The sequence below is a fragment of the Hyphomicrobium methylovorum genome (assembly GCF_013626205.1).
Classification (GTDB): Bacteria; Pseudomonadota; Alphaproteobacteria; order Rhizobiales; family Hyphomicrobiaceae; genus Hyphomicrobium_B; species Hyphomicrobium_B methylovorum.
The window spans coordinates 1842375-1865532 of record NZ_QHJE01000001.1 but is presented as its reverse complement, the minus strand read 5'-3'; the positions used below and the strand labels follow the sequence as shown (position 1 = coordinate 1865532).

General features: G+C 59.7%; 22 protein-coding genes. 6 read left to right on the top strand and 16 right to left on the bottom strand.

All coding sequences use genetic code 11. The features are described 5' to 3' along the window. Positions 1-18: 18 nt before the first annotated feature. The gene (locus DLM45_RS09105) at positions 19-1017 is read right to left on the bottom strand and encodes a 2-hydroxyacid dehydrogenase (protein WP_181336821.1); all 999 of its coding nucleotides are present in this window, start codon (positions 1015-1017) and stop codon (positions 19-21) included. A gap of 357 nt (positions 1018-1374) precedes the next feature. Here DLM45_RS09105 and DLM45_RS09100 point away from each other — a divergent pair, with 357 nt between their 5' ends. Then, complete coding sequence (locus tag DLM45_RS09100; RefSeq protein ID WP_343062274.1) at positions 1375-1791, top strand: SH3 domain-containing protein; 417 nt, start codon at positions 1375-1377, stop codon at positions 1789-1791. Positions 1792-1837: 46 nt separating this feature from the next. On the opposite strand, the gene irrA is transcribed toward DLM45_RS09100, so the two are convergent. Further along, complete coding sequence (gene irrA, locus DLM45_RS09095; RefSeq protein WP_210269820.1) at positions 1838-2251, bottom strand: iron response transcriptional regulator IrrA; 414 nt, start codon at positions 2249-2251, stop codon at positions 1838-1840. A 312-nt stretch (positions 2252-2563) separates the two neighbouring features. Between irrA and fabA the strand changes: the two genes are divergently transcribed. The 5 genes from fabA to DLM45_RS09070 all read left to right on the top strand — a co-directional run bounded on the left by fabA (position 2564) and on the right by DLM45_RS09070 (position 6669). Continuing rightward, complete coding sequence (gene fabA, locus DLM45_RS09090; RefSeq protein WP_181336818.1) at positions 2564-3088, top strand: 3-hydroxyacyl-[acyl-carrier-protein] dehydratase FabA; 525 nt, start codon at positions 2564-2566, stop codon at positions 3086-3088. Between the two features lie 62 nt (positions 3089-3150). Beyond that, the gene (fabB, locus tag DLM45_RS09085) at positions 3151-4383 is read left to right on the top strand and encodes a beta-ketoacyl-ACP synthase I (protein WP_181336817.1); all 1233 of its coding nucleotides are present in this window, start codon (positions 3151-3153) and stop codon (positions 4381-4383) included. Positions 4384-4518: 135 nt separating this feature from the next. Next, positions 4519-5385, top strand: coding sequence for an enoyl-ACP reductase FabI (gene fabI, locus DLM45_RS09080; RefSeq protein ID WP_181336816.1), 867 nt, complete (start codon positions 4519-4521; stop codon positions 5383-5385). A gap of 60 nt (positions 5386-5445) precedes the next feature. After that, a complete protein-coding gene (locus DLM45_RS09075) occupies positions 5446-6294 on the top strand; it encodes a glutamate racemase (protein ID WP_181336815.1) in 849 nt (282 codons plus the stop codon). A gap of 111 nt (positions 6295-6405) precedes the next feature. Next, positions 6406-6669 (top strand): hypothetical protein, encoded by a 264-nt coding sequence (locus tag DLM45_RS09070; protein WP_181336814.1) that lies wholly within the window; start codon positions 6406-6408, stop codon positions 6667-6669. 77 nt (positions 6670-6746) lie between these two features. On the opposite strand, the gene pnp is transcribed toward DLM45_RS09070, so the two are convergent. The 14 genes from pnp to DLM45_RS09000 form a co-directional block, all read right to left on the bottom strand. Continuing rightward, positions 6747-8951, bottom strand: a complete 2205-nt coding sequence (pnp, locus tag DLM45_RS09065; protein WP_181336813.1) for a polyribonucleotide nucleotidyltransferase — start codon at positions 8949-8951, stop codon at positions 6747-6749. A gap of 170 nt (positions 8952-9121) precedes the next feature. Continuing rightward, positions 9122-9472, bottom strand: a complete 351-nt coding sequence (gene rpsO / locus DLM45_RS09060; protein ID WP_281365426.1) for a 30S ribosomal protein S15 — start codon at positions 9470-9472, stop codon at positions 9122-9124. Positions 9473-9592: 120 nt separating this feature from the next. Then, a complete protein-coding gene (locus DLM45_RS09055; protein ID WP_246317255.1) occupies positions 9593-10435 on the bottom strand; it encodes an aminoglycoside phosphotransferase family protein in 843 nt (280 codons plus the stop codon). A 6-nt stretch (positions 10436-10441) separates the two neighbouring features. Then, positions 10442-11362, bottom strand: a complete 921-nt coding sequence (gene truB, locus DLM45_RS09050) for a tRNA pseudouridine(55) synthase TruB (RefSeq protein ID WP_181336812.1) — start codon at positions 11360-11362, stop codon at positions 10442-10444. A gap of 4 nt (positions 11363-11366) precedes the next feature. Beyond that, positions 11367-11765, bottom strand: a complete 399-nt coding sequence (rbfA, locus tag DLM45_RS09045) for a 30S ribosome-binding factor RbfA (protein ID WP_181336811.1) — start codon at positions 11763-11765, stop codon at positions 11367-11369. Positions 11766-11921: 156 nt separating this feature from the next. Further along, complete coding sequence (infB, locus tag DLM45_RS09040; RefSeq protein ID WP_181336810.1) at positions 11922-14657, bottom strand: translation initiation factor IF-2; 2736 nt, start codon at positions 14655-14657, stop codon at positions 11922-11924. Positions 14658-14668: 11 nt separating this feature from the next. Beyond that, the gene (locus DLM45_RS09035; RefSeq protein WP_343062273.1) at positions 14669-15355 is read right to left on the bottom strand and encodes an RNA-binding protein; all 687 of its coding nucleotides are present in this window, start codon (positions 15353-15355) and stop codon (positions 14669-14671) included. A gap of 31 nt (positions 15356-15386) precedes the next feature. Then, positions 15387-17030 carry a transcription termination factor NusA gene (nusA, locus tag DLM45_RS09030; protein WP_181336809.1) on the bottom strand — a complete coding sequence of 548 codons (1644 nt, stop codon included), beginning with the start codon at positions 17028-17030 and terminating at the stop codon, positions 15387-15389. Between the two features lie 3 nt (positions 17031-17033). Further along, positions 17034-17669, bottom strand: coding sequence for a ribosome maturation factor RimP (gene rimP / locus DLM45_RS09025; protein WP_181336808.1), 636 nt, complete (start codon positions 17667-17669; stop codon positions 17034-17036). Positions 17670-17790: 121 nt separating this feature from the next. Further along, on the bottom strand, positions 17791-18453 hold the full coding sequence (gene trmB / locus DLM45_RS09020; protein ID WP_181336807.1) for a tRNA (guanosine(46)-N7)-methyltransferase TrmB: 663 nt from the start codon (positions 18451-18453) through the stop codon (positions 17791-17793). Between the two features lie 69 nt (positions 18454-18522). After that, positions 18523-19728 carry a methionine adenosyltransferase gene (metK, locus tag DLM45_RS09015; RefSeq protein WP_181336806.1) on the bottom strand — a complete coding sequence of 402 codons (1206 nt, stop codon included), beginning with the start codon at positions 19726-19728 and terminating at the stop codon, positions 18523-18525. Positions 19729-19911: 183 nt separating this feature from the next. Next, positions 19912-20307, bottom strand: a complete 396-nt coding sequence (locus tag DLM45_RS09010; RefSeq protein ID WP_246317253.1) for a helix-turn-helix domain-containing protein — start codon at positions 20305-20307, stop codon at positions 19912-19914. Between the two features lie 179 nt (positions 20308-20486). Beyond that, positions 20487-22097, bottom strand: a complete 1611-nt coding sequence (lnt, locus tag DLM45_RS09005; RefSeq protein ID WP_246317248.1) for an apolipoprotein N-acyltransferase — start codon at positions 22095-22097, stop codon at positions 20487-20489. Positions 22098-22126: 29 nt separating this feature from the next. Then, entirely contained in the window at positions 22127-23158 is a 1032-nt protein-coding gene (locus DLM45_RS09000) for a hemolysin family protein (RefSeq protein ID WP_181336803.1), read from the bottom strand.

Genomic DNA, 23158 nt, shown 5'->3' with positions numbered 1-23158 from the left:
GGCGGGCCAGACATTGTTTTAGAACATCGCCGGATGAACGCGGTCAGGCGGAGCATGACCGTCGGCAAATGCCTTGATGTTGATGATCACCTTCTCGCCCATGTCGATCCGGCCTTCAATCGTCGCCGAACTCATGTGCGGAAGAGCTACCACCCGATTGGAAGCCAGCAAGCGCGGATTGACCGCCGGCTCGTGCTCGAACACGTCGAGTCCGGCGCCTGCGATCGCGCCCGTTTCCAGCAGACGCGCCAGCGCGTTCTCATCGACGACCTCACCGCGCGCGGTGTTGACGAGATACGCCGTCGGCTTCAGCAGCTTCAAACGCCGCGCCGATAGGAGATGATACGTCCCCGGTGTGTGCGGGCAGTTGATCGAAACAATGTCGACACGCGTCAACATCTGATCGAGGCTCTCCCAGAAGGTTGCCTCGAGTTCCTCCTCGATCTCTTCACCGAGCCGGCGGCGGTTGTGATAGTGGATCTGCAGCCCGAAAGCTTTCGCGCGCCGCGCAACGGCCTGACCGATGCGGCCCATGCCGACGATCCCAAGCCGCTTGTTATAAATCCGACGCCCAAGCATCCAGGTGGGCGACCATCCCTGCCACTTCGTAGCCGGGTCGCGCATATAGGCGGCGCCCTCTGCGAGACGACGCGGCACGGCCAGGATAAGCGCCATCGTCATATCGGCCGTGTCTTCCGTAAGAACACCCGGCGTATTGGTGACGAGAATACCGCGGTTGCGAGCGGTATCGAGATCGACGTTGTCGACGCCCGTTCCAAAGTTCGCGATCAAGCGCAGCTTCGGTCCAGCCTGCGTCAGCACCGAGCGATCCACGCGGTCCGTGACAGTCGGCACCAGAACGTCGGCAACGCCCGCCGCTTCGATCAGCTGGGCTTGTGTAAACGGCTTGTCGTCGGCGTTCAGCCGGGTATCGAACAGCTCACACATGCGCGTTTCCACGACGTCGGGAAGCTTGCGCGTGACGATGACGACCGGTTTCTTCTGTGCTGCTGGCATTCGCTTTCCATCGGGGGAGGGCATTGCAGGGCCGCCACAGGGCGTCTCCGCTTGAGATTGTGCGGCCCCGTGTCTATCAGATGGCCTTTGCGAAGACAAAGTCCTGTTTCAATCAGCATTGCCAATGAGACCGTTCGTCATGCCTTGGCGAACCAAGAGGCCTCCGAATCGTCGCCAATGACCACTTCTCCTCTTCCGTGCCTGAAAATTGTGCCATGGGCATTTCGCTGGGCTCGGGTTCTAACACTTTTCGCTTTAATAGCGACGAGCACAGCTCTGCTTACGCCCTCTCAAGTGCGCGCGCAAAATACGGACAGCGCCGCTCCCGTGGGAAGCGGCCTGCCACTGCCCCGCTTCGTGAGCCTCAAATCCGATCGCGTGAACCTGCGAAATGGTCCCGGCACGGATTATCCAACCGGCTGGGTCTTTCGCAGGGCAGGTCTGCCGCTTGAAATCGTCAAGGAATTCGAAGGCTGGCGCAAAGTCCGCGATGCAGAAGGCGCGACGGGCTGGGTGCTTCAGTCGTTCCTATCAGGCCGCCGAACGGGCCTCGTCGTGCCGTGGGACCGCAAAGCAGGCGCGCCGCCCGCAATCGTGCCGATCATGGCAACCGATAGCGACCGCGCTGGCGTCGTTGCAAATGTTGAAGCAGGTGTGATCGCCGACATCCATTCGTGCGACGGCCGCTGGTGCCGTGTCACAGTGGGGAAATACGTCGGCTATATTCTTCAAAAGAAGTTATGGGGCGTCTACGAAGGCGAGACGATCAAATAGAACCGCAGCCAGCAAAACCGGCTGCGCTGAACGTAACGTGCGATCGTTATTCCTTCGACGCGTCTTTCGTGAGCCGCACAACAACGTCGACATGCGTGATGCGCATGCCCGCGGGCGGCTGCGGCAGGCCCTCGACGCGGATCGCATCGCCGGGAATATCCATAAGCTCGCCGTTGTTTTCGATCAGGAAGTGGTTGTGGTTCGACGTGTTGGTATCGAAATAAGCTTTCGAGCCCTCGATCGCCAACTCACGCACGAGACCCGCCCGCTTGAACTGGTGCAGCGTATTGTAGACGGTGGCCAGAGAGACATGCTCTCCCAGCGCCGCAACTTCGGCATGCAGCTGCTCTGCGGTCACGTGACGATCACCATTGCCGAACAGGAGCCGCCCTAAAGCAAGGCGCTGCCGTGTCGGGCGCAAACCGGACTGGCGCAGCAAATCGGGAACGACCGCGTTCATTGTCACATCAGGCTCTGTCGATGGGTTATCGTGCATTTCCGTTTGAACTACCGCGTTGAAAGTCCCACGTTCACTCCGGTCAATCGTATGTAAGAACTGTACCGGTCTCAAGAAAGTATACTGTGATGCGGCAAAACCCGCAACTTGCGACAAAAATCCCAGATCTTTCAGCGGGCGCGCTACCTACAAAGGGGAATCTGCCGATGCTAGGCGTCAGCCATGGTGTGTGTTAGGAGCCCTTGCTGACGCGCGGGCAGCGTCAAAAATCAATCGAAACGCCGTCGCGCCGCCGAGCGCAAGACGAGGGATTACATGGCGGAACGCCGCTCAAGCTACGAATTCGAAGACCTTTTGGCCTGCGGCCGCGGCGAGCTATTCGGCCCCGGAAACGCGCAGTTGCCTCTTCCGCCGATGCTGATGTTCGACCGCATTTCCGCGATTTCGGACACCGGCGGAGCTCATGGCAAAGGCCAGATTGTTGCTGAGCTAAAGGTCGCAGGCAATGAACGGCTCGATTGGCTTTTCGCCTGCCACTTTCAGGGCGATCCCGTCATGCCGGGATGCCTCGGTCTGGATGCGCTGTGGCAGCTCACGGGCTTCTTTTTGGGCTGGACGGGTTTGACGGGCCAGGGCCGTGCGTCCGGCGTCGGCGAGGTCAAATTCATGCGCGAAGTCACGCCCGACGTGCAGCGTCTCGAATATGTCATAGATGTGAAGCGAGTCATTGCCCGGAAGCTGAAACTCGCGGAAGCAGATGGCGTCCTGAAAGCTGACGGCGAGATTATATACACAGCCAAAGATCTGAGGGTCCTACTCAAGTCGAGTGAAGGCACTTAAGCGTTGCGCGTTGCCCCGATTGCCTCGCGGGCTATGCACAAACCGCAGGAGATTAGGAGCGCATGCGGCGCGTTGTTGTTACGGGAATGGGCATCGTTTCCTCGATTGGAAACAACACCCAAGAAGTTCTGGCTTCGCTGAGGGAAGCGAAATCAGGAATTTCGCGTGCCGAGAAGTACGCTGAACTCGGCTTCAAATGCCAGGTCCACGGTGCTCCCCACATTGAGTGGGAAAGCATGGTGCCGCGGAAACCGCGCCGCTTCATGAATCCGGGCGTGGGCTGGAATTGGATCGCGATGGATCAAGCGATCCGCGATGCCGGTCTCGAACAGACGGACGTCGTCAACGAACGCACCGGCGTCATTGTCGGCTCCGGTGGCCCGTCCACGCGCGCCATCGTCGAAGCCGCCGAAACAACGCTCAAGAACACGAGCCCGAAAAAGATCGGACCGTTCGAAGTTCCAAAGGGCATGTCCTCCGGACCTTCCGCGGCGTTGGCGACCGCCTTCCAAATCAAGGGCGTCAATTATTCGATCTCGTCTGCATGCGCGACGAGCGCGCACTGCATCGGGAACGCCACCGAACTCATTCAGTGGGGCAAGCAGGACATCATGCTTGCTGGCGGCTGTGAGGAACTCGACTGGACGCTGTCCGATCTGTTTGACGCCATGGGCGCAATGTCGACCGGCTTCAATGAGGCTCCGGAAAAAGCAAGCCGCCCCTACGATAAGGATCGCGACGGCTTCGTCATCGCGGGCGGAGCTGGCGTTCTCGTGCTCGAAGAGCTTGAGCATGCGAAAGCACGCGGCGCAAAAATCTACGCTGAAGTCACCGGCTACGGCGCAACGTCTGACGGCTTCGATATGGTCGCGCCCTCCGGCGAAGGTGCGGAGCGCTGCATGCGCCTCGCCATGAAGGGCTTCAACGACAAGCCGCTTCCGAAGATCGATTATATTAACCCACACGGAACCGGCACGCCGGTTGGCGACGCCCGCGAGATCGATGCAATCCGCGCCGTATTCGGAATTGACGGCCCGCCGATTTCCGCCACCAAGTCGCTGACTGGGCATTCGCTCGGCGCAATTGGCGTGCAGGAAGCAATTTTTTCAATGCTTATGATGAATAGCGGGTTTATTTGCGAAAGCGCGAATATCGAAGAAATCGATCCAGCCTTTGCAAATATGCCAATTGTGCGTAGTCGTATCGACAACGCCCAGCTTAACTGTGTCATGTCGAATAGTTTCGGATTTGGCGGAACTAATGCCACGCTAATATTTGGCCGGTACGACGTCTGAAGACACATCGCATCGTCTGGCCCTGGCCGGACATTGCGGAGCGGCAGGCGTTTAATGAGTATGAGAGTTTATAAGCGCGGCAGCGGCTGGTATGACGTGCGCGGCCGCACATTCGGTGACAAAGCGAGGCTTCCTATGACCGATTTCGATATCGCTAAACCCGGTCCTCTAATGGCGGGGAAACGCGGTCTCGTAATGGGCGTCGCCAACGATCGATCGATCGCTTGGGGTATTGCTCGCGTACTCGCGGGACAAGGCGCCGAATTGGCATTCACATATCAAGGCGGTGCATTCGGCCGACGCGCTGCGCCGCTCGCCCAATCGCTCGGTTCGAAAATTATCGAGGAATGCAACGTCCTCGATCTCGCGAGTGTCGATAACGTCTTCAAGCGCATCCAGGAAGAATGGGGCGGCATTGATTTCGTCGTTCACGCGCTCGCCTATTCCGATCCAAAAGAATTGGCTGGCCGCTACGCCGACACCACGCGCGAGAACTTCATCAACTCGATGGTGATTTCGTGCTTCTCGTTCACCGAGATCGCGAAACGCGCTGCTGCGTTGATGCCGAACGGCGGTTCGTTGATCACGTTGTCTTACGGCGGCGCAACCCGTTGGGTGCCGTCTTACAACGTCATGGGCGTCGCCAAGGCAGCCCTCGAAGCATCCGTGCGGTATCTCGCGGCGGATCTCGGCCCGCAGGGCATCCGCGTCAACGCGCTGTCTGCCGGACCGATGCGCACGCTCTCCGGAGCCGGTGTTTCCGATGCGCGCGCCATCTTTAATTTCCAGCGCAACAACTCGCCGCTTCAGCGCACGCCGACACTCGATGACGTCGGCGGCTCCGCCCTCTACCTACTCTCACCGATGTCGGGTGCGGTTACGGGCGAAGTGCACTTCGTCGACTGCGGTTACAATACCGTATCGATGCCGTCGCTGGAGAGCCTGAAAGAGCTCGACGCCGAAACGCCCGCAAGCCGCTCGCCGTCAGCCGCTGCCGAGTAACTGGCAAGGCCCGAGCGGTGCCGTTGACGTCCGTCCTCGGGCGTCGCAAACACTCGGGCCATGATCGGCGTTTTTGATTCTGGCCTCGGCGGACTGACGGTCCTGCGCGCACTCGTTGAGCGGTTCAAAGCCGCTGACTTCGTTTATCTCGCTGACCACGCGCATGTGCCGTACGGCGACCGGCCGTCTGAAGACATAGTCGAATATACCCGCGCCTGCTCCGAAGACCTGTTCGAGCGGGGCGCAAAGCTCGTCCTGCTAGGCTGCAATACGGCCACGGCCGTCGCCCTCCGGCGGCTGCAGCAGGAATGGCTTCCAACAAGCCCGTGGGCCGGCTCGCACAACATCCTGGGTATCGTCGCCCCGACGGTCGAAGCGGCCACGCAGACGCCCTGGGCGGTCACCGCGCCCCAATACCCGCAGAAGTACAACACCGACACGATCGCCGTCTTCGGAACGACGCGCACCGTCACGGCAGGCGTCTATCCGGATGAAATCGGCAAGCGCTGCCCGAAGGTCACGGTCGTCCAGCAAATCTGCTCGGAACTGGCAGGCGCCATCGAGCTAAAGCGGCCGGAGCAGGAGCTGGACGCCCTCGTGCGCGCTGGCGTGGATGCCCTCCTCGGCCAGACGAGGCAGGTGCCGCCGCATCGCGCCATACTCGGCTGCACGCATTTCCCGCTCGTCGAGCATATGTTCCGGAAATACCTGCCGCCGTTCACCCGCATTCTCTCGCAGCCGGAGGTCGTGGCCGACAGCTTCGAAGATTATCTCGCGCGCCATCCAAGCTATCTCGGCAACGGCAAGGAACGGGGAACCCTGACGCTTCTCACCACAGGTGACCCCGCCGAAGTCAGCGAACTGGCCCGCGTCTTCTGGCCGGACGTGCCACCCTTCGCCAAAGCGTGACGCGCTTTCAACGCTCATCCTCCCATCTGCGAACCGGAGCCAATCCTCGATTGGCTGCCCGATGAGAGCTGACTAGGTTGCCCATGCAGTGTTTTCCCATGGGAGAAAGTCATGAAACACGTGTTCTCGTTTGCGGCGGCGGGCGTCGCCGCCGGTCTTATGATGGCAGCGATGACCGGCCCGGCCGCTGCCGCAGCCAGCCTCGCACCGTTGAAGACGATCAATCTCGAAAGCCAGTCGATGGTCGATCAGGCGCACTTCTGGCACCGCACATGCCGCCGCGGTCTCAACGGTTGGCATAAGCACGTGAAAGGCGTCGGGCGCGTTCAGTGCACGAACCAAAAATGCAGACACGGCAAATGCTACTGGTACTGACATCGTCAGCCAGCACAAATGAAAAGGCCACCGAGATCCGGTGGCCTTTTTTATTTCTGACGTGAATGCAGCGCGCGTTAGTTGCGATCGCGACGAGGACCACCGCGGCCACGACCACCACCGTCACGGCGCGGCGGACGGCTCTCGAACACTTCTTCCGGCTCGCCCTCGGCGCGCGGAATTTCCTGTCCAGTAGCCTGATCGACGATCTTCATCGACAAACGCGTCTTGCCGCGATCATCAAAGCCGAGCAGCTTCACGTAGACTTCCTGGCCTTCCTGCACCACTTCGCCCACCGTCTCGGGACGGCCCTGCGAAAGCTGCGAGATATGAACCAGACCGTCCTTCGCGCCGAAGAAGTTCACGAACGCGCCGAACTCCATCACCTTGACGACCTTACCCTTGTAGATCTGGCCGACTTCCGGTTCCGACGTAATGCCGCGAATACGAGCCAGCGCCTTGTCGATCGACTCGCGATTGGCCGACGCGATCTTCACCGTGCCGTCGTCTTCGATATCGATCTTAGCGCCCGATTCCGCAACGATTTCGCGGATGACCGAACCGCCCGAACCGATCACTTCGCGGATCTTGTCGACCGGAATTTTGATCGTTTCGATGCGCGGTGCGTATTCGCCGAGTTCTTCGCGAGCACCCGTCAGCGCCTTCGACATCTCGTTGAGGATGTGAATACGTCCGTCATGCGCCTGATCGAGCGCGATGCGCATGATCTCTTCGGTGATGCCCGTGATCTTGATGTCCATCTGCAGCGACGTGACACCGTTTGCGGTGCCGGCCACCTTGAAGTCCATGTCGCCGAGATGATCCTCGTCGCCGAGAATATCCGACAGCACGACGTAGTCGTCGCCTTCCTTGATGAGACCCATCGCGATACCTGCGACCGGCGCCTTCAGAGGAACGCCCGCATCCATCAGCGCGAGAGACGATCCGCAAACCGTCGCCATCGATGAGGAACCGTTCGACTCGGTGATCTCCGAAACGACGCGCAGCGTGTACGGAAACTCTTCCTGGCTCGGCAGCATCGGATGGATCGCGCGCCAAGCGAGCTTGCCGTGACCGATTTCGCGACGACCGGGCGAACCCATGCGGCCCACTTCGCCAACCGAGTAAGGCGGGAAGTTGTAGTGCAGCAGGAAGCGCTCTTTCTTCGTGCCTTCCAGGCTATCGATGTACTGCTCGTCTTCGCCGGTGCCGAGTGTTGCAACGACGAGCGCCTGCGTTTCACCGCGCGTGAAGAGCGCCGAACCATGCGTGCGCGGCAGAACGCGAACTTCCGAAAGGATCGGACGAACCGTCTTCAGATCGCGTCCATCGATACGCTGCTTCGTCTTCAAGACGTCGCCACGCATGATGTCCATTTCGAGTGCCTTGAAGGCGTCCGAAAGAAGAACCTTCTCATCCGGGCTGTCGCCAACGGTTGCAGCGAGACCTTCGGTGATCGCCTTTTTCGCGGTGCCGATGAGATCCTGACGCTTGCCCTTCTCCTTAGTGGAGAAAGCTTCTCTGAGCGTTTTCTCGCCCAGCTTCTTGACGTCAGCTTCATACTTCGTCTTGTCGGGAATCTTGATGTCCCACGGCTCTTTCGCGGCTTTTTCGGCAAGGCCGATAATCGCCTGAATGACCGGCTGCATGTGCTTGTGGCCGAACATCACGGCTTCGAGCATCTGCGATTCCGGAAGCTCTTTCGCTTCCGATTCAACCATCATCACTGCGTCCGTCGTACCGGCGACGACGAGATCCAGCACGCTGTCCTTCATCTCGTCGATCATCGGGTTCAGCACGAATTCGCCGTTAATGACACCAACGCGTGCCGCCGCGATCGGGCCGAGGAACGGCAGACCGGAAAGCGTGAGCGCAGCAGAAGCGGCAACCATGCCGAGAATATCGGGATCGTTTTCGAGGTCATGCGACATGACCGTGACGACGACCTGAGTTTCGTTCTTGAAACCCTGGACGAAGAGCGGACGAATGGGGCGATCGATGAGGCGCGACGTCAGCGTCTCCTTCTCGGTCGGGCGTCCCTCGCGCTTGAAATATCCGCCCGGAATCTTACCCGCGGCGTAGGTGCGTTCCTGATAGTTTACGGTCAGCGGGAAAAAATCGATGCCGGGTTTTGCGGAGCGTGCGCCGACGACGGTGGCAAGTACCGTCGTGTCACCGTACTGGGCCATGACGGCTGCATCGGCCTGCCGGGCATAACGGCCCGTCTCCAGCTTCAGCTTGCGGCCACCCCAATCAACTTCGACACGATGAATATCAAACATGTTCATTCTTTCGTTTTCGCTATTTCTGTTCGGTCGGACATGCGCATCGACCTCGTGCCGAATGCGCGACGGCCGCCGGCACTGAGAGCGCCGACGGTTCTGCAGGTCTGAAAGGTCTGGGCCTTGGCCATAACTTCCGCCCGTGCTTCGAGCAGTGGCGGCGAGGCGGATTAGCGCCGGATGCCGTTCTTCTCGATGATCTTCTGATACCGTGCGTTATCGCGCGCCTTGACGTAGTCGAGGAGCTGACGGCGCTGGCTGACAAGCTTCAACAGACCACGACGCGAGTGGTTGTCTTTCTTGTGCTGCTTGAAGTGATCTGTGAGTTCGTTGATGCGGTGCGTAAGAACCGCAATTTGAACCTCGGGCGAACCCGTATCGTTGGCCTTCGTCGCGTTGTCCTTGATGACGGCCGTCTTCGCCACACGTCTGTGCGGTGCAATCTGCGACATCGGTTCTCCTTTCGGAATTGGAGTTGAGAAAAGCGGCCACGGCCGGGATGTCGTCCAGCAGGGTCGCAAACGAAATCCGCGCGGGAACTGGCCCGCGCGAAGTGCGCTACTTATACATGAAAACCCTTAGGTTGCGAGGCTTCGCGGACTTTTTATTTATATAGAAACATCAAATACTTAGATCTATGGCTAGTACGCCAGCGCGAGGGAAAGAACCTCAAGGTCGACTTTCGCGTCGTCGCCGTCCGCGATCAACCAACTGGCCGACAGGCCGGTCCAGGCCACGATCCAATCGATCAAGCGGAACGGCTCGATGCCCGCGAGTTCGGCGACGGTCTCAATACGCTCGGCAAATATCTCCTTCCGCACGGCAACAGGCGGCGTAGGCCACTCGATGTCCGGATTGCAGAAAATGTTTGCATAGTCGAACCCACGTTCGCCGATGAGGCCTTTGGGATCGATCGCGAGCCAGCCTCGCGTGCCGAAGTCGAGAATGTTTCCGTGATGGACATCGCCGTGCAACGCCACGACGTCGCGCGGCTCATTCAGAAGCCTAGTTGCCGTAGCGGCTGAACGAGCGAGGGTATCATTCAACGCGGCTGCGGCACGGAGTGGCTCGAACCACGCGTCCAGCGATGTCAATTCCGGCAATGCATCCTGGCGCGGCGCATGAAGAGCTTCCAGCACTCCGCAGATAATGCGCGTCGCCTCAAGATCCTGGCCGCCCTGAGACATCGCCAAAAGAGAACGCGATCCGGTCGCCCGCTCGAGAAGCAGAGCTTTATGATCGAAGGCAAAAACGCGCGCCGCGCCCTGGCCATTCCACCAGAGCATCATCGACGCGCCTTCGGCTGCTTCTTCCGTCATCGCAACGCGCAGCATTGCTGGCTGTTGAGATTGCAAAACCGGAAGAAGTTTCGCCGTGCGCGTTACGATCGCCTCGCCATCCGGAACAAGGTTCCATTCCCGGACGTAGCGTTCGAACTCTTCATTCAAGATCGGCAGAGACGTTGCTGATCGCGGCGCAGACAATCCACGTCAACCCAGGTTGAAGACGCGCGTCGGATGCAGCGCACCCTGAGCCAACTCGCCGAGCGCGATCAGACGACCCTTCGATGTTGCATAAGCAGGGCCGGAAAGAACGGGCGCATCTCGACCGCGGATCAAAACCGTCTGCCCGCGCGTCAAGCTGGCGGCATCACTCTGCGAGACCAGCAGTTCCGGCAACGCCGACAATGCAGCTTCTACCGGCTGCAACAAACTCAAAGGATCAGCGCCGTCTTCGCTGTTCGCGGCCGCTTGCAGCGTTTCCAGCGACACCGCCGCAGCTTCGTGGAATGGACCAACCCGCGTCCGGCGCAAAGAGATCACGTGCCCGAAGCAACCAAGCAGCCGGCCGAGATCACGCGCAAGCGCACGCACATACGTTCCCTTGCCGCAGCGCGCTTCGAAGACGCTCGTCAAAGCATCCGGCATATCGACGAGATCGAGACTATCGATGAAAACCGGTCGCGCATCGAGAACCACGGTCTCGCCGTCCCGCGCCAGATCGTATGCCCGAGCACCATCGACCTTGATGGCCGAATAGCACGGAGGCACCTGCATGATCTCACCGCGGAACTGCGGCAGCAGCGCTTCGATTTCGGAAACCAGCGGGGCCTTGTCGCTCGTCTGCGTAACCGCGCCTTCCGTGTCGTCCGTTTCGGTCTCGGCTCCCCAGCGCACCGTAAAGCGGTAAGCTTTTTCGCCATCGACCGCGAAGGATACAGTCTTCGTCGCCTCACCAAGCGCGATCGGCAAAATGCCCGTCGCCAGCGGATCGAGCGTGCCCGAGTGTCCAGCCTTCTGCGCATTGAGCAGACGGCGCACCGCACCAACAGCCTGCGTCGACGTCATGTTGATAGGCTTATCGAGCACCAGCCAACCATGGACTGGCGCTCCCTTCTTGCGGCGTGCCATTCTTTTATCTTCCTGTGTCTTGCCGCACTTTGGGACTGTCGAGCAGGCGATCGATGCGCGTCGCTTCCTCGAACGTTTCGTCCTCGCGGAATCTGATATCGGGCGCGTAACGCAGATTGAGCGTGTGCGCGACTTCGGCCCGAATGTATTTGCGGTTCCGCGTCAAGGCTTCAACGACCGGACCGATATCGGTGCCGCCAAGGGGCATCACATACGCGGTCGCGAGTTTCAGATCAGGCGAAACGCGCACCTCCGAAATGGTGATGACATGCCCGGCCAGAACGTCGTCGTGAATTTCGCCCCGCGAAAGCATCTCCGCCATTTTGTGTCGGATCAGTTCGCCGATACGCAACATGCGCTGCGACGGCGCTTTCGCGCTTGAGCGTGATGATTTTCTAGTCATTTCGCACCCGCCGCGGATTCGGACCGCGCTCGGCCTCTTAATTCAATCATTGAACCTTCGGCTCAAAGCCGGGCGGCCATTACGCGGCCACCGCGGCGAGCCCTGTCCTAGCGTTTCCGCGCGAATGAATCCGCGCGGAATAGATCGCGAGGACGACTAGAGACTTCTCGCGATCGTCTCGACCTGGAAGCACTCGATCTGGTCGCCTTCGCGGATGTCCTGGTAGTTCGCGAACGACATACCGCATTCCTGACCGGAGACAACTTCCTTCACGTCGTCCTTGAAGCGTTTCAGGACAGCAAGCGTACCTTCGTGAATGACGACGTTGTCTCGCAGCAAGCGCACCTTCGCGCCGCGCTCGACCTTGCCTTCGGTCACGATGCAGCCCGCAACCTTGCCCGCCTTGGACATGGTGAAGACCTGCTTGATCGTCGCGTAACCAAGGAAAACTTCGCGCTTCGTCGGCGCAAGCAATCCGGACATCGCCGCTTTCACTTCATCGACGAGATCGTAGATGATGTTGTAATAGCGAATTTCGACGCCCTGAGTTTCGGCCGCCTGCTTCGCCTGCACATTGGCACGCACGTTAAAGCCAACGACGATGGCCTTCGCAGCAGCGGCGAGCGCAATATCCGATTCCGTGATACCGCCGACGCCAGAGTGCACGATCCGCGCTTCCACTTCATCGTTGCCGATCTTCTTGAGCGAACCGGCAATCGCTTCGACGGACCCCTGCACGTCGCCCTTGACCACAAGCACAAATTCCTTGCGACCCGCATCCTTGAGCTGCTGCATCATCTGCTCGAGCGAGCTCTTGATGCCGGCCGATCCAAGCGTCTCCCGACGCTTGCGCATACGGTAATCCGTGAGTTCGCGTGCGCGAGCCTCGTTCTCGACGACGGCAAACTGATCGCCTGCTTCCGGTGCCGAGTCGAAGCCCAGCACCTCTGCCGGAACCGACGGCCCCGCCAAGGCGATGTTCGAACCGAGATCGTTGAGCAGCGCACGAACGCGTCCCCACGCCGTACCCGCAACGATGATATCACCGACCTTCAGAGTACCGCGCTGAACGAGCACCGTGCCGACAGGACCGCGGCCGCGCTCAAGCTTCGCTTCAATCACGATACCCTCGGCGCTGCGGTCTGCATTCGCCTTGAGATCGAGAATTTCTGCCTGGAGGTGAATAGCCTCCAGAAGCTTGTCGAGGTTGGTCCGCTTCAAAGCAGAAACCGGCACTTCGAGCGTTTCACCGCCCATGCTTTCGACAACGATCTCCTGCGAGAGAAGATCGGTGCGAACGCGGTTCGGATCAGACTGTGGCTTGTCGATCTTGTTGATCGCCACGATCATCGGAACGTTGCCCGCCTTGGCGTGATTGATGGCCTCGATCGTCTGCGGCATGACGCCGTCATCCGCCGCAACCACGAGCACGACGATGTCCGTCACCTTCGCGCCGCGCGCACGCATAGCCGTAAAGGCTTCGTGGCCTGGCGTATCGATGAACGTGATCTTGTCGCCATTCGAGGTCTGCACCTGATAGGCGCCGATGTGCTGCGTAATGCCACCCGCTTCGCCCGAAACGACGTTTGCCGAACGGATCGCATCAAGCAGCGAGGTCTTGCCGTGGTCGACGTGACCCATGATCGTAACGACAGGCGCACGCGCTTCGAGCTTAACGTCGTCAGCATCCTTATCGCCAACGAAGCCAATTTCGACGTCCGCTTCCGAAACACGCTTCGGCGTATGGCCGAACTCCTGAACGATGAGTTCCGCCGTATCTGCATCGACCACGTCGGTGATCTTATGCATTGCGCCTTGCTGCATCAGGTAGCGGATGAGATCGACGGCGCGTTCCGCCATACGATTAGACAGCTCTTGAATCGTGATGGCTTCAGGAACGGTCACCTCGCGCGAGATCTTCTCGCGAGGCTGCTGAATGCCCATCGCTTTCAGCTTTTCCTTCTCGCGCTTGCGCTTGAGCGAAGCGAGCGAGCGCACCTGAGCTTCACGGTCGAAGTTCGTGATCGTGAGCTTCTGGCGCTGACGTCCGTCGTCGTTGGTCTTAACGGCCGGGCGCGGAACCTTCACGCCGCCCGGACCGCGCTTGCGGCTGTCATCCTCTTCCACCTGCTCACGCACAACGGTGGGGCGGACGGGACGCATTGGCTTTTCGACAGCCGGTGCTTCCGGAGACGCAGGCGCACCACCGCGGCGAGGCGGAGTCGGCAATTCAATTTCGCGCGGCCGTCCCGCGGCGCGCGGCATATAAGCCGGATTCCCTGTCGGGCGGCTCTGATTGCGTTGGAATGGCGGACGTCCGCCGTCACGTGCGGCCGGAGCTGATTCGGTGCGCTCGCGCGGCGCCGATTCACGCGACGGTGCAGGACGCGCTTCAACTGCCGGAGCAGGAGCTGGAGCGGGCGCAGCCGGTGCTGCGGGCTTCGCTACGACAGGTTCAGCCGGAGCGGCCGGTGTTTCTTCGCGAGCCGCAGGCGGCTCAGGCGGACGAACCGGCTCAAAGCGAACGGGCTCGACATCTGCTCTTACTGGCTCTTCCGCACGGGCAGCTGCCAGCGCGCGTTCACGCGCGGCGCGTTCTTCCGACGAGAGCGTGCGTCCCTGAGATGACCCAGCGCCTGAAGACGGACGCGGCGGCGCAACCGGCGGCGCCTTGGCAACCGGCTGAACCTTCTCGATCGTCGGCGCGGCGACAGGAGCCTCACCCTCGGAGCCTAGGCGGCGCGTCTTCTTCTTCTCGACGACAACCGACTTCGATCGGCCGTGGCTGAAGTTCTGCCGCACATGTCCAGACTCAACCGTTCGCTGTAGCGACAGCGGCTTGCGCGCGCCCACGCGAAGGGTTTTATCGGTCTGGTCGTTCGAATCCGTCATGCGTTATCCGTTCAGCCTTCGCTCTTAGCTTCAGAAAAATCCTTAGCGGCATCTGTCACGGAGGACTGGTAGCGCGACAAACGCTCCGCTTCCTCGAGAAACCGTTTCGACAGGCCTCCGGGTGTAAGTGCAGCATGTACCACACTTCCCCGCCCTATGGCCAAACTCATTTGCTCTATGGTCAGCACCTGGACGATAGGTGCCAAAACGCCGCGAGAGCCTTGAATTGCCTTAAATTTCCGGTCGATCTTGGAACATCCATCGGCCGCGGCATCGGTGCCGTGAAGCACCACCGCAACAGACCCCTTGTCGAGAGCTGCGAAAACTTTCTCGAAGCCCGCAATCGCAAGCCCCGCCTTATTGGCAAGAGCAAATATATTCGCGACCCGCTTAACCAGCAGACTTTCGACCGTCTGAGCGAGATCCGCAGGCACGTCCGCTTTCGTCTTTAAGCTGCGCGCAAAAGCATTTGTGCGCACAGCCGTCTCGACGACGGTCTTAATGCCGCTGACCCACACGCCGCGTCCTGGCAAACGCCGGTCAATATCCGGCACCACGACGCCTTCGGGCGACAACACGAACCGGATGAGAAGAGACTTATCGAGACTTTCGCGGCTGACGGCACAGCGACGCTCCGAGGCGGGAGCGATGCTGTCGCTCTCGTCTTGCAGAAGCCGATGTTGCTCGTCTGTGATCACGTCTCTCGTCAGCCTTCCCGAACATTCCTCGTCAACCCTGAGCGCCAGCGTCTTCCGACGTGGCTTCAGTGTCTTCGGAGTCAGCCGCAGCCTCTTCCTTTTCCAAATCTTCTTGCTTGATCCAGCCTGCGTGAACACGCGCAGCCATGATCATGTTCTCAACGTCCGTGCGCGATAGCTCGAAGCCGTCGAGGAAGCCCTTATGCTTGACGGCTTCCGCGTCCTTTTCCTTCTTGCGCTCGGTCCAGCCGATCAGCTCGTCCGTTGCACAGTCGGCAAAATCTTCAACGGTTTTGACGCCGTTTTCGCCCAACGCCACCATCATCGCTGTGGTAACGCCCGGGATTTCCGCCAGTTCATCAGCAACGCCAAGCTCGCGACGCTTCGCGTCACGATCGGCTTCCTGCTGCTCCAGATATTCGCGCGCGCGGCTTTGAATCTGTTCGGCCGTGCCCTCGTCGAAACCTTCGATGTGGGCAATTTCCGAAAGATCGACGTACGCCACTTCCTCGATGCTCGCGAAGCCTTCGGTAACGAGAAGCTGCGCGATGACCTCGTCGACATCGAGCGAGTCCATGAGAAGCTGCGTGCGCTCAGCGAATTCTTTCTGCCGGCGCTCGCTCTCTTCCTGTTCCGTCAGAATATCGATGTCCCAGCCGGTCAGCTGCGAAGCAAGACGCACGTTCTGTCCGCGCCGCCCAATCGCAAGCGAAAGCTGCGCTTCCGGAACGACGACTTCAATGCGGTTTGAATCCTCGTCCAGAACCACCTTCGTGACTTCCGCCGGTGCCAGCGCGTTCACGATGAAGCTCGCTGCATCGGGATTCCACTGGATGATATCGACCTTCTCACCCTGCAATTCATTGACGACCGCCTGCACGCGCGCACCACGCATACCGACGCAAGCGCCGACCGGATCGATCGAGGAATCCTTCGAAATCACGGCAATCTTCGCACGGCTGCCCGGATCGCGCGCAACCGACTTGATCTCGACGACACCGTCATAAATTTCCGGAACTTCAGCGCGGAACAATGCCGACATGAATTCGGGACGCGCGCGCGTCAGGAAGATCTGCGGGCCGCGCTGCTCGCGGCGCACGTCATAGATGAAAGCACGAATGCGATCACCGAGACGGACGTTCTCACGCGGGATCATTTCATCGCGGCGAATGATGCCCTCGGCGCGTCCAAGATCGACAACGACGTTGCCGTATTCCACGCGCTTGACCGTGCCGTTCGTCGTATCTCCGACGCGATCTTTGTATTCGGCAAACTGGCGGTCGCGTTCGGCTTCGCGCACTTTCTGCACGATCACCTGCTTCGCGTTCTGCGCGGCAACGCGGCCAAACTCGAGCGGCGGCAGCGTTTCGGCGATCATATCGCCAGCCTTCGCATCGGGATTGCGCTTCTGCGCATCAGCGACGGTGATTTGCGTCGCGTCATTCTCAACTTCGTCGACAACAGCAAGCACGCGCGTCAGCTTCGCTTCGCCGGTCTTGGGATCGATCTCGCAACGAATGTCGTTTTCCGCTCCGTAGCGCGACTTCGCAGCCTTCTGGATTGCATCTTCCATCGCTTCGATAACGATCTTCTTGTCGATCGTCTTTTCGCGCGCGACGGCGTCGGCAATTTGCAAAAGCTCAAGCCTGTTGGCGCTGATGCCTGCCATGGCCATAGATCAATCCTCCAGATCGTCTTCGTCGAGTTCGGCGCCGTCTCCGGGCCGGTTAGAGTGGCGTTCCTTCGCCCGCGTCAGCGCTTCTCGAACCAGTTCGTCAGTCAGAACCAGTTTTGCGTCTGCGATGAGATGCACGGGTAAACCAAGATGCTGCACACCCTCTTCGCCGGTGTCAGCCGTAATGCGAACTTCACCGTCCTCGAATCCATCGAGAACACCCTTGAACTTGCGCCGCCCATCAACGGGCTCGGTCAATTCGATTTTCATCTCGTGACCGGCCCAATCCTCGAAATCGCTGGGTCGCACCAGCGGCCGATCGATACCGGGAGACGAAACTTCGAGTCGATACTTTCCAGAAACCGGATCGGCCACGTCGATAACCGGCGAAATGCGCTTCGAGATCGCCTCGCATTCATCGATGGTAATTGAGCCATCGGGGCGTTCGGCCATCAGCTGCACGATTTTATCCGCGGCCCCGCCTTGAACCTTCACGCGGACCAGCCGGAATCCCATCTCTTCGAGAACTGGCTCGACAATCGCGGCAACATCGGCTGCAACGCCGGTTTCGCGCAGAAAGCGGCGCGTATCGACGGCAACCTCAGGCGACGGTGTGTCGGTCTGTTCGTTAAGGGGCATTCGTGAGCTTAAAGTCCGTTTGGAGCGGGCCCGGAGGTCCACTCTCAATTTCGATTATCGAGTCTTGGAATTAAGCCCTAAATAGGCGAGATCGCCGGATAACGCAAGGCTTCAGCGCATTTCAAATCTTAACGAAGCGGAAATAGTATCGCCGCCGACCCGCGTCTTCGGCTTTCGCCTCATACCGTGTGCCCGGCCAATCATCCGGCCGAACGCGCCAATCCTCGGGGCTTTCGGCCTGCCATAGGAACCGCGCCTCGTCGCGAAAAGATTCAAGCATCGTCCGCGCATAATCGCCGATATCGGTCGCCAGACGCAATTCGGCGCCGGGCTTCAGCGCATGCGCCAGCAAATCTAAAAGCGCCGGATTGACGAGCCTGCGCTTGCGGTGCTTCCGCTTCGGCCAAGGATCGGGAAAGAGGATGAACGCCCGGTCGAGAGAAGCCTGCGGCAACTGCCGCAGAACATCGCGCACATCCCCCATGTGAATGCGGACGTTTTCCAGAGCGCCGTCAGTAACCGCGCTCAGCACCTTGATGACACCGTCTTCGTAGGGCTCGCACCCCAGAATACGAACGCCGGGATTGTTCCGCGCCTGCCAAAGCAGATGCTCGCCCCCGCCAAAGCCGATTTCAAGCCACGCGGTGCCGCCGTCAGAAAATTCCGCGACGTCGAAGCCAAATCGCGGAAGATCATCGCGCAGCAAATCCGCCTGACGCGGACTTGGCTTTCGCCCACGCCTGCGTCCGAAGGATCGAAGTTCGCGTCTATCGTCCGTCGTCATGCGATTGTCACCAATGAAAAACGGCCGCTTTCGCAGCCGCTTTTATAGTCCGAAAAGCCGCCGCCGGACTTAACCGATGGCCTTGCTGATTGCCGGGGCAAGATCCGTCTTCTCCCACGAGAAGCCGCCATCCTTGTCAGCCGGACGTCCGAAATGTCCGTAGGCCGACGTTCTTGCATAGATCGGCTTGTTGAGATCGAGGTGCGCGCGAATACCACGCGGCGTCAGATCCATCACGGTGCCGAGCACTGCTTCGATAGCCGCTTCGTCCACCTTGCCGGTTCCGTGCGTGTCGACGTAGATCGACAACGGCTTAGCCACACCGATGGCATACGAAAGCTGGATCGTGCAGCGATCGGCAAGGCCCGATGCAACAACGTTTTTCGCCAGATAACGCGCCGCGTAGGCCGCAGAACGGTCAACCTTCGTCGGGTCTTTACCCGAGAACGCACCGCCACCGTGAGGCGCGGCACCGCCGTAAGTGTCTACGATAATCTTGCGTCCCGTCAGGCCCGTGTCGCCATCCGGACCGCCGATGAAGAATTTACCGGTCGGGTTGATATGCCAGATCGCATCATTGCCGATCCAGCCGTCTGGCAGAGCCTTGCGCACATACGGCTCGATGATATCGCGAACCTGCCGCGAACTCAGATCTTCAACGACATGCTGATGCGAAACGACGATCTGCGTAACGCCGACCGGCTTGCCGTTCTCGTAACGCACCGTAACCTGGCTCTTGGAATCGGGACCGAGCTTTGCTGCGTCTCCGTCCTTCGCCTTGCGTGCATGCGCGAGGTCTTCCAGAATTTTATGAGCGTAGTAGATCGGCGCCGGCATCAACTCCGGCGTTTCGTTGCAGGCATATCCGAACATGATGCCCTGATCGCCTGCGCCTTCTTCTTTGTTCGTCGGCTGCAGCGCATCGACACCGGCGGCAATATCGGCTGACTGCGAATGCAGCAGAACTTCGATATTGCAGTTCGCCCAGTGGAAACCATCCTGCTCGTAGCCGATATCCTTGATCGCTTGGCGAGCGAGATGCTGGATCGACTCGACCGTGACGCCCTTCGGCCCGCGCGACTCGCCTGCGATAATGACCCGGTTCGTCGTCGCCATCGTCTCGCACGCGGCGCGAATGCCCCAGGGATCGAGCTTCTCTTTCGCACCTTCGCGATAGAAGGCGTCAACGACTTCATCGGAAATGCGGTCGCATACCTTGTCCGGGTGGCCTTCAGAAACGGACTCGCTCGTAAATAGGAAAGACTTTCGCGCCACTGTGGCCCCCACGGTTGAAGGTGATGTTTCTGACGTGCACTGCGGAAGGATGTCTGGCCGGTGTATCAGGTGCGGCCCTTCGGAAAAGCGCAGGTTTGTCGCAGCCTTGTGGGCAACGGTCAACTGAGCACCGAATTCCGCACCCCTTTGTAAACTGGAATTCTAAAAATAAACGGCTGGGCCTTAGTTCTCGTCGCCCGCCAGCGACCGCACCAGCTCAACGATGGACCGGCGCACCTTCGGGTCCGCGATCCGGGCAAACGCCTTGTTCAGCTCCAAACCTTCCCGTGTGCCGAGAAAGTCTACGACGTAGCTTTCGTCCGGCTGTTCAGCAAAACCTGCAGCAGGCACCCCCGCGGTCTTCTGCGCGCCGCTCGGCGCTTCATCGTAGAAGAACTGCACCGGAACGCCCAAAACCTTGGCGAGATCGAACAGTCGGCTGGCGCCGATACGGTTGACGCCTTTCTCGTATTTCTGAACCTGCTGAAACGTCAGGCCCAAATGCTCACCGAGCTTCTCCTGACTCATTCCCAGCAGCATGCGGCGCAAACGAACGCGTGAACCGACATGAACATCCATAGGGTTCGCTCGGCGCGATCCGCGAGGCGCAGCCCCGCTTGCTTCTCCGTCGAACGATACGTCGTTTTCCATCACGCACAGCCAAGAGTTAAATCAGATTAGGTTCCACACTTCGTAGGTGCATGAACTGCGTGCGTCAACTTTCGAAAGGATCCGCGACAGTCTGATCAAGCACTTGATTAACGGGTACTTCTACGTATTCCCGCTGCAAATCCCGCGAACAACACGAGCACCAACACCAACATCCAATCTCCGGCGCGCGCATAAATCGGCGGTGAAACGGACGCAGGCAGCGCGCTATCGATGGAACCGCGCACGTTGAGCAAAAGTTCGTGCAGCACGCGTCCATAAGGATCGATGACAGCCGAGACGCCGTTGTTGGCTGCCCGCACCAGAGGTGTGCCTTCTTCCACGGCGCGCACGCGTGCTTGATAAAAATGCTGATACGGACCGATCGTATTTCCGAACCAGCCATCGTTCGTAACATTGATGATGAGCCCTGGCCGCTCGCTGCCCTGCACCGCAGTTCCTGGAAACAGCACCTCGTAACAAACAAGCCCGAGAACCGGCGGCAATCCGGGGATGGACATCAGAGGGCGGGGAACTTCGCCCGCTGAAAACGATCCACGGCCATACGTGAGTTTCTGGAGACCAATCGCGGAAAGCATTGGTTCGATCGGTAGATATTCGCCGAACGGCACAAGCTTGATCTTGTCGTAGATCGCGACAACATCCGCGTGCTCATCGAACGCAAGAATGCTGTTGAGCGCGCGCGTGCCGGTCGGCACGGGCTGGCCCGGAACAAGATTGGGATCGTGGCGCAGCGCACCAGTGACGAGCGTCGTCCCCGACGGCACTACGGACGCAAGAATATCTAGCGCTTCCCGGCTTTCGAGCGGAAAGAACGGCATCGCCGCTTCCGGCCAGATGAGATGCGTAACGCCGGCAAGCGCATCCTTCGTCCCATCCGGAGCCTGAAGCGACAGAGCGATGTGATCGTCGAAAATGCGGCGCTGAAACTGCGGCATCCACTTTTCACGCTGCGGAACGCTCGGCTGCACGATCCGCAACTTGACGCCAGGAACGACCGCCTGCGGCTCCGCGAGGCGCCAGCTTCCGTATCCAAAAAGCAATCCAATCGGCAGCAGCGAAAACGCACAAATCCGCAAAACAGTTTGCCGACTGAGACGCTCCCGACTGTCACCGAGAATGACAAGAGGCGCAGCGAATACGACCAACGCAATCGCAGTCAACGCGTAGCTTCCAAATATCGCCGCGCTCTGCATGAGCGGCAGCGGATACGTCAGCGCGTAGCCCGGCAGGTTCCAGGGAAAGCCCGTAAAGAGATGGCCTCGCAGCCACTCGAACGCGGCGAGCGAAATCGCGAAAACAAAAATCCGCGCGACATCGCCGCTACTCTGATCGCGTGGCCAGAAACGCTGAGCCGTCGCAGCAGCAGCAGCCCAATACAAGGCAAGCCCTGCCGGAAGAAGCGTAATAGCGAATGGAATGAGCCATGCGAACTTGTCCGCCTCGACAAGAAACGCTTCACCAACCCAGAACAGGCTGAAAAAGAAGTAGCCAAATCCGAACAGCCATCCAGACGTTGCCGCCTGGCGCCATCCTGAACTTGCATCGATCAGCCAGATGAAAACCGGCAGCGTGAAAAATAACACGGGAGACGCGAAAAACGGCGCGAATGCCAATGCCGAAAGGCTACCTGCGGCAATGGCGAGAAACGCGCGCGTCCACCCAATCGAGCTCACCACCTTGGCCCTCAACGCGGCCATGAGCGGCAGCTTTTCCGCCGCGCGCTCCATTATGCCTTGAGCGGTTCGGCGGCGGCCTTCGCGGTCGGCGGAACAGTGCGCGCCGGATGTATCTTGAGCTTCTTCACGCGCCGCGGATCAGCATCGAGAATTTCGAACTCGATTCCGATCGGATGGTGAATGAGTTCGCCGCGCGCGGGCACGCGGCCCAGCATCGAGAAAACCAAGCCGCCGATTGTGTCGACCTCGTTCTCCTCGCGCTCCGGAACCAACGTCACTCCGAGGCGGGCCTCCAATTCTTCGATCGGCGTGCGCCCAGCCGCGATGAGCCCCAGCTTCGGATCGACCACGATGTTGATTTCCTCGTCGTCGTCGTGCTCGTCCTCGATGTTGCCGACGACCTGCTCGACAAGGTCTTCGATCGTCACAAGGCCGTCCGTGCCGCCGTATTCGTCGACAACGAGCGCCATGTGGATACGCGTCGATTGCATCCGGATCAACAGATCGACGGCTGGCATTGACGGCGGCACATAGAGAATCTGACGCCGGATCTTCACCGTCGTAATGGGGCGGCTGAGATCGAGATTCTTAAGTTCGAGGATGCTTGGCATGTCCGCGGCAGCCTCGGTATTGCCGTTCGTTGGACGGATCGGCTTGCCAACCGCTTCCGACATCAGCCAGCGGAACAGATCCTTGACGTGGATCATGCCGCGCGGATCGTCCAGCGTTTCGCGAAACAACGGAATGCGCGAGACGCCCGCATCGTCGAATGTCTTCAGCAGTTCCGAAATCGGCTCATTTTCATCGAGCGCGGTGATGTCCGGACGCGGCACCATGATCGAGGCCACGCGGCTTGTGCCGAAGCGCAGCAAACGCTCGAGCATTTTCCGCTCGGTATCGGTGAAGCTCGTCGAGGCATCCTCTTTGAGCGCACCCTCTAGCGCGTCGCGCACGCTCTTTGGAACAGTAAAGCCAAGCTTGGCGCGCAGGACCTGCAGCCAGCCATGGGAGCCAAACGATCGCCCCTCCTCGGAAAGGGAGTCGCCTGCAGGTCTGTCGTTTGAGTTATCGGTCATGGCCAT

Coding starts and splice junctions, on each gene's coding strand:
- DLM45_RS09105 (WP_181336821.1), bottom strand. CDS start 1,017: ATGCCAGCAGCACAGAAGAAACCGGTCGTCATCGTCACGCGCAAGCTT.
- irrA (WP_210269820.1), bottom strand. CDS start 2,251: ATGAACGCGGTCGTTCCCGATTTGCTGCGCCAGTCCGGTTTGCGCCCG.
- fabA (WP_181336818.1), top strand. CDS start 2,564: ATGGCGGAACGCCGCTCAAGCTACGAATTCGAAGACCTTTTGGCCTGC.
- fabB (WP_181336817.1), top strand. CDS start 3,151: ATGCGGCGCGTTGTTGTTACGGGAATGGGCATCGTTTCCTCGATTGGA.
- fabI (WP_181336816.1), top strand. CDS start 4,519: ATGACCGATTTCGATATCGCTAAACCCGGTCCTCTAATGGCGGGGAAA.
- DLM45_RS09075 (WP_181336815.1), top strand. CDS start 5,446: ATGATCGGCGTTTTTGATTCTGGCCTCGGCGGACTGACGGTCCTGCGC.
- DLM45_RS09070 (WP_181336814.1), top strand. CDS start 6,406: ATGAAACACGTGTTCTCGTTTGCGGCGGCGGGCGTCGCCGCCGGTCTT.
- pnp (WP_181336813.1), bottom strand. CDS start 8,951: ATGTTTGATATTCATCGTGTCGAAGTTGATTGGGGTGGCCGCAAGCTG.
- truB (WP_181336812.1), bottom strand. CDS start 11,362: ATGGCACGCCGCAAGAAGGGAGCGCCAGTCCATGGTTGGCTGGTGCTC.
- rbfA (WP_181336811.1), bottom strand. CDS start 11,765: ATGACTAGAAAATCATCACGCTCAAGCGCGAAAGCGCCGTCGCAGCGC.
- infB (WP_181336810.1), bottom strand. CDS start 14,657: ATGACGGATTCGAACGACCAGACCGATAAAACCCTTCGCGTGGGCGCG.
- nusA (WP_181336809.1), bottom strand. CDS start 17,030: ATGGCCATGGCAGGCATCAGCGCCAACAGGCTTGAGCTTTTGCAAATT.
- rimP (WP_181336808.1), bottom strand. CDS start 17,669: ATGCCCCTTAACGAACAGACCGACACACCGTCGCCTGAGGTTGCCGTC.
- trmB (WP_181336807.1), bottom strand. CDS start 18,453: ATGACGACGGACGATAGACGCGAACTTCGATCCTTCGGACGCAGGCGT.
- DLM45_RS09010 (WP_246317253.1), bottom strand. CDS start 20,307: ATGGATGTTCATGTCGGTTCACGCGTTCGTTTGCGCCGCATGCTGCTG.
- lnt (WP_246317248.1), bottom strand. CDS start 22,097: ATGGCCGCGTTGAGGGCCAAGGTGGTGAGCTCGATTGGGTGGACGCGC.
- DLM45_RS09000 (WP_181336803.1), bottom strand. CDS start 23,158: ATGGCCATGACCGATAACTCAAACGACAGACCTGCAGGCGACTCCCTT.